This is a genomic window from Paenibacillus sp. 01L418, assembly GCF_056400045.1.
Window position 1 is genome coordinate 1 of record NZ_JBFTSN010000311.1, and the last position, 7,813, is coordinate 7,813.

Annotated in this window: 6 protein-coding genes and 1 pseudogene; 3 read left to right on the forward strand and 4 right to left on the reverse strand. The window is 45.2% G+C overall.

All coding sequences use genetic code 11. From position 1 onward, the window contains the following. Nucleotides 1–357 precede the first annotated feature (357 nt). Nucleotides 358–1,263, forward strand: coding sequence for a helix-turn-helix domain-containing protein (locus AC1DSE_RS25885; RefSeq protein ID WP_477512388.1), 906 nt, complete (start codon nt 358–360; stop codon nt 1,261–1,263). A 19-nt stretch (nt 1,264–1,282) separates the two neighbouring features. Here the strand turns inward: AC1DSE_RS25885 and AC1DSE_RS25890 are convergent. From AC1DSE_RS25890 to xylA, 4 genes and pseudogenes are all read right to left on the reverse strand, one after another. Beyond that, nucleotides 1,283–1,822 (reverse strand): annotated as a pseudogene (locus tag AC1DSE_RS25890) (methyl-accepting chemotaxis protein); the annotation flags it as partial. Beyond that, nucleotides 1,819–2,019 carry a hypothetical protein gene (locus tag AC1DSE_RS25895; RefSeq protein ID WP_477512389.1) on the reverse strand — a complete coding sequence of 67 codons (201 nt, stop codon included), beginning with the start codon at nt 2,017–2,019 and terminating at the stop codon, nt 1,819–1,821. The gene AC1DSE_RS25895 and the pseudogene AC1DSE_RS25890, both read right to left, overlap by 4 nt. Nucleotides 2,020–2,194: 175 nt before the next feature. Further along, a complete protein-coding gene (gene xylB, locus AC1DSE_RS25900; RefSeq protein ID WP_477528402.1) occupies nt 2,195–3,691 on the reverse strand; it encodes a xylulokinase in 1,497 nt (498 codons plus the stop codon). A 19-nt stretch (nt 3,692–3,710) separates the two neighbouring features. After that, complete coding sequence (xylA, locus tag AC1DSE_RS25905) at nt 3,711–5,024, reverse strand: xylose isomerase (protein ID WP_477512391.1); 1,314 nt, start codon at nt 5,022–5,024, stop codon at nt 3,711–3,713. Nucleotides 5,025–5,255: 231 nt separating this feature from the next. Between xylA and AC1DSE_RS25910 the strand changes: the two genes are divergently transcribed. After that, the gene (locus tag AC1DSE_RS25910) at nt 5,256–6,422 is read left to right on the forward strand and encodes an ROK family protein (protein ID WP_477512392.1); all 1,167 of its coding nucleotides are present in this window, start codon (nt 5,256–5,258) and stop codon (nt 6,420–6,422) included. A gap of 522 nt (nt 6,423–6,944) precedes the next feature. After that, a partial coding sequence (locus tag AC1DSE_RS25915) for a glycoside hydrolase family 2 protein (RefSeq protein WP_477528403.1) occupies nt 6,945–7,813 on the forward strand: 869 nt, incomplete at its 3' end.

Sequence of the window (7,813 nt, forward strand, 5' to 3'; positions counted from 1 at the left end):
CCATGTGATTGTGCAATTTCGAGTGCTGAAGTTAGATCGCTTCCTTCTAAATGAACATGCATACTGCTTCCTTCATGAAGAACCGTCTCATATCCGAGCTCCCTCAGCGTCTCGCAAGCAAGAGCCGCACTTTGAGCATCGTTAAAATCAAACAATAAGGCTGAGTTCGTAGACAATAGCGATCATCCTTTCTAACGTTTTGTTTAACATGCCCTATTCATACAAAATCATGTAAAAAAAGAATACGGCAAGGCGTCATGATATATAATTACAAATAACTATTTTATTATGTTATGTTTTGTGACATAATCATTACATAAGTGTGCAGCTAGGCTATTGATAAGGAGGATGTCATCGATGAACCATTTATTTTATTTACTTTCAGATCCTATGCTTATCGTCGAGTGGGACGAATCCCGTTGGTCTATTGTAGACGTCAATCAAGCTTTTGCAGCTTTTTCCGGTTTTAAGAAATCAGATCTTATGCTCCTCGATCCAGCTACTATTATATCGACGGATGAGACAACTCTCTCCTTTGATGAAGCCGTACATCAACTTGCTGATGAGCAAGCCCTATCACCGCTTCTTGAATGCAAACTTGTCACGAAGTCATCGACTCCTGCAGATATACGTTTGTCCTGCCGCAAGCTCCAGCTCGAAGACCGCATTGTTTATGTCATCATTTGCAAGGATTTACGGGAAGCCAAATGGATTGACGAATATATTTTGCATCATAAAATAATGGTATCTGCTGTTGTGAATGAGCGCTATAACATTATGAGCTTTAAGCATTATTATGCTCCTGTACAGCAGCCCTCCTCTTCCTATTTGAACAAATCCATATTTGAGCTTGTTCCAGACCATGAACGAAGCAAGCTTAAGCGGGTATTAGAATATGCGAAAAACAACCGAACGGCTGAATCCGTGGACTTTCATCTTAAGCTTGGGGATCGTTGCTATAATGCTGATGCGGTTGTTCAGCCGTTTTACAATGGCAATCGGACCTTAAAAAACTTTGTTGTCATATTAACCAGCCTTCATATGAATAATCAGGATGAGGACCCCTCCTACAAGCTTCGTATGCTTATGCTCAGTAAAAATATATCCGTCACTTCACTCGCTCAGTCAACGCTTATCTCTCTTACGACCATTTCCAAAATTCGCAATGGGAAAATAAAAAAGCCCCAGCGTCTAACGGCAGAATTGATCGCCGGAGAGTTGGGTGTTAGGCCCGAAATGATATGGAGCAGCTATAAACGATAATAGCTGCTCCACGTTTTATTTAAAGCTTGAATTTTTGAGCCACTTCGTTCATTTCCATTGCAAATACACTTAAGCCTTTAGCTGATGATGATATTTCCTCTGCTGACGCATACTGCACTTCCGAGAATGCAGAAACTTCGCCGGCAATAGCGGAGTTTCTAGAGGCAATTCCTGTCATTTGGGAAATGGATGAATTGACCTCCCGTGCACTTGCTGCCAGCTGCTCCGAGGAGGATGCTGCCTCCTGAATTTTTTCAAGCACATCTCTTGAAGCATGTGCGATTTGAATGAATGCATCTCCCGCATCTGTTATGCTTGCCAGTCCTTCTATTGATTCAGCTTCACTCATTCTCATAGCCTTCACGGCAGTTTCTGTATCATTCTGAATTTCATTGATCAAATCTTTAATTCTCACCACAGATTCCGCTGACTGTGTTTAGAGCTTGCGCACTTCTTCCGCTACAACCGCGAAGCCTCTCCCATGCTCTCCCGCTCTTGCCGCCTCAATCRCAGCGTTCAGCGCCAGCAGATTTGTCTGCTTTGAAATATTTCCAATCAGCTCAGATATGGTTCATTTCGGATGTGCGCTGCGAGCTGCTGTACTTGCTGAGTTGACTGGCGTACTGCCATATCAATCAACGTCATCTTGTTAACCACCGTCTCGATTAACTCGCCGCCCGTCCGTGAACGATCTACAGCAGCGACTGACAGCTCAGATACATAGGAACTTGATAGCAAGACCGCTAATGATTTCAATGTTGTTCTGCTTATGTATATCCCCGCTAACGTTTACCGCTCTATCTGCTCCTTCACGATAGAATGTTAGTTTAAATGTTTTAATAAAAGGCACTTTTCTGAATCACTGGTCCAAAAAAAAAGAAAGGACCGTCACCCTCAATTCGAGGATAACAGTCCCTTCTATTGTGTACGACTAGCCGCGATAAGGCGCTAGCGCCTCATTCAAGCCTTTTGTTTGCTCATAAACCTGCTGGTACACTTTGAAAATGCCTGCATAAGCAGCAACCGCTTCAGGCTGCGGCGAATACGAATCTGCATGCTTAACGAATTTATTTGCACAGGACTCCAAGCTATCAAACCAGCCTGCACCATATGCAGCTAGCATCGCAGCGCCTAAACCAGGTCCTTGCTCATTCTCTAATGCGACAACCTTTGCATCAAAAATATCAGCCTGCATTTGCAGCCATACTGGGTTTTGCGCGCCGCCGCCGATCGAAATGATCGTATCGACCGTCTTGCCGGCGCGTCTAAACATATCGACTGACTCATTAAGGGAGAAAGTAATGCCTTCCATCACCGCACGTGCAAAATGAATGCGTTCATGTGAGCCGTCAACGCCGATAAAGCTTGCACGAATGAGCGGATCCGCATGTGGGGTGCGTTCGCCAACGAGATATGGCGTGAACACCAGTCCGCCAGCTCCCGGCTTCACTGCACCTACACCTTCGAGCAATTGATCAAAGGATTCATTTGGAGCGAATGTTTTCTTAAACCAGCTTAAGYTGTAGCCAGCAGCAAGCGTAACACCCATTGCATAAAACGAGTCCTCTTTGCCGTGATTAAAGAAATGCACCTTGCCTGCAAAATCCTTCGTCTTGTCATTCTCGTAAGAGAGAATAACGCCGGAAGTACCAATGCTGCAAAGCGTTAACCCTTCGGATAAAATGCCTGAGCCAATCGCCCCGCATGCATTATCCGCTCCACCCGCGAACACCTTCGTCGTGCCTGGCAGCCCCGTGCTGTCAGCATACTGCGGCAGCAGCGTACCTACGAGTCCATGCGACTCAACAAGCGGTGGACAAAATTGTGCCGGAATTCCAAACGCTTCAAGCACTTCTTCGCTCCATGCTTTGCCAGCCACATCAAGAAGAAGCGTTCCCGCCGCATCGGAATAATCCATATGAAGCTCGCCTGTTAAGCGGTAGCGAAGATAATCCTTCGGCAGAAGGAACAGCTTTGCCTTTGCGAAGGCATCCGGCTCGTTCTCGCGAACCCATAAAATTTTCGGAAGCGTAAAGCCCTCCAAAGCTGGATTGCGAGTAATGCTAAGCAGCTTGTCTCCAAGCGTGCGTTCGATTTCACGGCATTGCCCCGTTGTACGCGTATCATTCCATAAGATAGCGTTGCGAACAGGATTTCCTTCACCGTCCAGCAGTACAAGTCCGTGCATTTGACCGGAGAAGCTAATCCCTTCAATTGACTGGGCATCGATGCCTGCTGTTGATGTCAATTCACGCAAAGCCTCAACTGTACCTTCTACCCAATCATCTGCCCGCTGCTCGCTCCAACCGGAGTAAGCATGAAACAGCGGGTAGCTGCGGGAGACTTCCCCAGCTACCGTGCCATCACGGTCAACAAGCAGCACTTTAACGGCGCTCGTTCCTAAATCTATACCGATTACATAGCTCATTTGTCAGAGTCCTCCCGACTTAAACGCTAAAAATAACTTCGCTCAACATAAGGCGGATTCGTTCTTGACGTCCGGACTCATTTTTAATTGGATTGTTTTGAAGCGCATATTGCTCAAGTGAAGCAAGCGTTGCTTTGCCAGACACGATATCCGCGCCGATGCCTTCTTTAAAGCTGCGGTAACGGTTGTCAACGATGTTGTCGAGAATTTTCTCTTCCGTCAATTTGGCAGCTGCTTTCAAGCCCCAAGCGAAGCTGTCCATACCAGCAATGTGAGCAAGGAACAGATCATCCGTTTCGAACGATGCACGGCGAACCTTCGCATCGAAGTTAACGCCGCCGCGGCCAATACCGCCAGCTTTCAATACTTCAAACATCGTTAGTGTAGTTGAATATAGATCGGTTGGGAATTCATCTGTATCCCATCCAAGAAGCAGGTCGCCTTGGTTCGCATCAAGCGATCCAAGCATGCCGTTAATTGCAGCCGTACGAATCTCGTGCTCGAACGTATGACCAGCAAGCGTAGCATGGTTCGCTTCAAGGTTAAGTTTGAAATGATCCTTCAAGCCGTATTTTTGCAGGAATGAAATCGTTGTTGCTGCGTCATAGTCGTACTGATGTTTAGTTGGCTCTTTTGGTTTTGGCTCGATCAGGAATTGCGCGTCGAAGCCAATTTCCTTCGCGTAAGCGATTGCCATATGATACAAGCGTGCTAGGTTATCAAGCTCAAAGCCCATGTCCGTGTTAAGAAGTGTTTCGTAACCTTCGCGGCCGCCCCAGAAAACATAGTTTTCCGCACCAAGCTCTTTACCCACTTCAAGACCTTTTTTGAGCTGCGCACCAGCATAAGCATAAACGTCAGCATTGCAAGTTGTGCCAGCGCCATGAACAAAACGCGGATTTGTGAACATATTAACAGTGTTCCAAAGCAGCTTTTTACCGGAGGATTTCATGTTGTCCTTCAATAAAGCTACGATGACATCAAGATTTTTGTTCGTTTCTTGCAGCGTTTCGCCTTCAGGTGCAATGTCCACATCGTGGAAAGCAAAGAAAGGAATATTCAATTTAGTCATGAATTCAAAGTTAGCTTCAACACGCGCTTTCGAGCGGTCAAGGCCTGTATATTGATCCCAGCCGCGAACCATAGTAGCTGATCCGAATGGGTCCGAACCATTCGCATTAAATGTATGCCAGTAAGCAACTGCGAAGCGAAGATGCTCTTCCATCGTTTTGCCCATAATAACTTGGCTTGGATCGTAATGTTTGAATGCAAGCGGATTGTCTGAGCCCTTACCTTCAAATTGGATTGTGTTAATATTTTTAAAATAAGTCATCGTAATCAAAATCCTCCTTCATGGATTAGAAGTTTATGATAGTGCTTACATAAAGAATAACATGCCTCCACTTAGTTTGTCTATTAAACAAACTAAGTTTTTGTGTTAAAATAAATGCAGTACTTATTTGGCTTAGCTGTCTCAAAATCCGCATCCCCATCTAGTAGGCTCTAGATTAGGCTTTTCATGATACAATAATAAATATTTTCATTTGGACGGAGGCATTCTTTTTTGAAAAGGAAACCAACAGGCGACTTAGCGCTCATCAAAAAAATAAATACAGCCATCGTGCTTGAAGCGGTGCTTGGTTATGCCCCGCTCTCTCGAGCTCAAATATCGGAGTTGACCGGATTAAACAAGGCGACTGTTTCCAGTCTCGTTCAGGATTTGATCGACACCCATCTCGTCGTTGAGAATGGTCCCGGACTATCCAGCGGCGGGCGCAAACCTGTCATGCTGCTCTTTAATGGTACGGCTGGTTATGCTGTCGGCATCGATCTTGGTGTCAATTATATTCGCGGCCTGCTCGTAGACCTCGAAGGCAATGTGATTGCAGAGCAGCAGCGCAGTCTGAAGCAGCAGGATGCTGATCATGTCATTGGGCAGTTAATTTCATGTATTGAGCTGCTTATTAATGATGCGCCGGAGAGCTCGTACGGGATTGTCGGAATCGGCGTCGGCGTACCAGGTATCGTGGATGACAATGGCACGATTCTTTTTGCACCAAACTTAAAATGGCGGCAAGTTGAGCTGCAGCGGCAGCTCGAAGAGCGCTTCAACCTTCCCGTTACGATAGACAATGAAGCGAATGCGGGCGCGCAAGGAGAGCAGAAATACGGGGCAGGACGAGGCATCGCCAACCAAATTTATGTCAGCGTCGGGATCGGTATTGGAACAGGCATTATTTTGAACAAGGAATTATATAAGGGCGCATCAGGATTCTCAGGTGAGCTCGGCCATCTCTCGATTGAGTATGATGGCAAACCTTGCAGCTGCGGCAATCGGGGCTGTTGGGAGCTATATGCTTCGGAGAATGCTTTGCTTGAGAGTACAGCATCGTTAGGCTTTAAGAACTTGGAAGATCTGCTGCTTGCTGCAACAGCTGGAGATGAACGCGTTATTGCGCATATACTCTCGATTGGCGATTATTTGGGCGCAGGCATTGCTAATATCGTCAACGTATTTAATCCTGACGTTGTCATTATTGGCAACCGTATGAGCCGTGCTGCTCAGTGGCTGGAGCCAGCCGTACAAGCTGCCGTCGATCAGCGCACACTATCGTATCATCGCGAACGTATGCGAATATTGTTTGCAGAGCTTCAAGAGCAGTCAGCTGTACGCGGCGCGGCATATTACGCGATTAGCACATTTTTCACGAAGATTAAGAGCGGGCAGTAGCTTCGTTATGCATTGCTGAACATTGCTAAACAAAATGTTTTTTTCTCATGGCCTGCAGCAGACTAACTCTGATGCAGGCTTTTATTAACAGGACAGCATAAAAATAATATTCACCCGGCTTGATCAGCTCCTTTTCACCCCCTCTTTATTTCTCTTTGCACGATACCTCTTGGAAATTATGAAGTGCTCACATTTAGGTTTAGTACGGCTACCTAGGTTATTGTACGGCTGTAACTTTGATCAGTATTTTTAATCAGTAATGGTACTCAGTAATGTTACTCATTAGTATTGATCAGTATTTTTATTAAGTATTTTCATTCAGTATTGTTAATCAGTTAATAGCTTCGATTTAATACCATCTTCTTTTAGATTGATGTTTAAATAGGCATTTGATTAATTTATAAGTTAATTACAAAATATTAAAATTAATTATTCATTGACAATCCGGTCTAATATTCATTAAAATCAATAATATAAGCATATATTATTAACTTTTAAATTAATATAATGGAGGAATGAAAAATGGAACAGCAGCAAATCCCTCGCCCTGAATACCCAAGACCTCAGTTTACTCGAAATTCATGGCTCAATTTAAATGGTGAATGGCAATTCGAAATGGATCCTGGAAAAAGTGGTATCTCGCGCGGATTAAACCAAGACGAGCAAAAGCTAACTCAACGCATCATCGTCCCCTTTTGTCCAGAAAGCCGGCTGTCAGGCATTGGGCATACAGATTTCATTCCAGCCGTTTGGTACAAACGAAGCTTCAAGCTTCCTGACAACTGGAACGGCGGACATACATTATTGCATTTTGGAGCGGTAGACTACGAGGCTCAGGTGTGGGTTAATGGCAAACATGTAGGAAAGCATCGAGGCGGTTACAGTTCTTTCTCATTCAATATTACAGATTCCCTCCAGCAAGGTGAAAATGTGGTTACCGTATATGCCGAGGATGATACTCGCTCTGGCTTACAACCGCGCGGCAAGCAGAGCGGTACCTACCATTCACAAGGCTGCGACTATACCCGCACGACTGGCATATGGCAAACAGTTTGGCTTGAGCATGTGTCGGAAACATATATAGAATCCTGCCGTTTCGTTCCAGACCCGGAGAACAGCTGCCTGCACGTAACTGCCAAGCTGTCTGGAAACACAAATGATGTACAATTCCGCTGTAATGCGCTGCTCGATGGCCTTTCGGTAGGAAAACAAACGGCAAATGCCGGCTCAATGACCGTTTCATTAACGCTGCCCCTCTCCAAAATCAAATTATGGAACACCGATTCACCTTTTCTTTATGATCTGGAGCTTGAGCTCATTCGAGATGGCGAAGTATTGGACTCAGCTTCTTCATATTTCGGTTTGCGTTCCATTCAATTGGATGGCAAGGC

Bases quoted from the DNA above. Each gene is read 5' to 3' on its own strand.
- AC1DSE_RS25885 (WP_477512388.1), top strand. From the start codon at position 358: ATGAACCATTTATTTTATTTACTTTCAGATCCTATGCTTATCGTCGAG.
- xylA (WP_477512391.1), bottom strand. From the start codon at position 5,024: ATGACTTATTTTAAAAATATTAACACAATCCAATTTGAAGGTAAGGGC.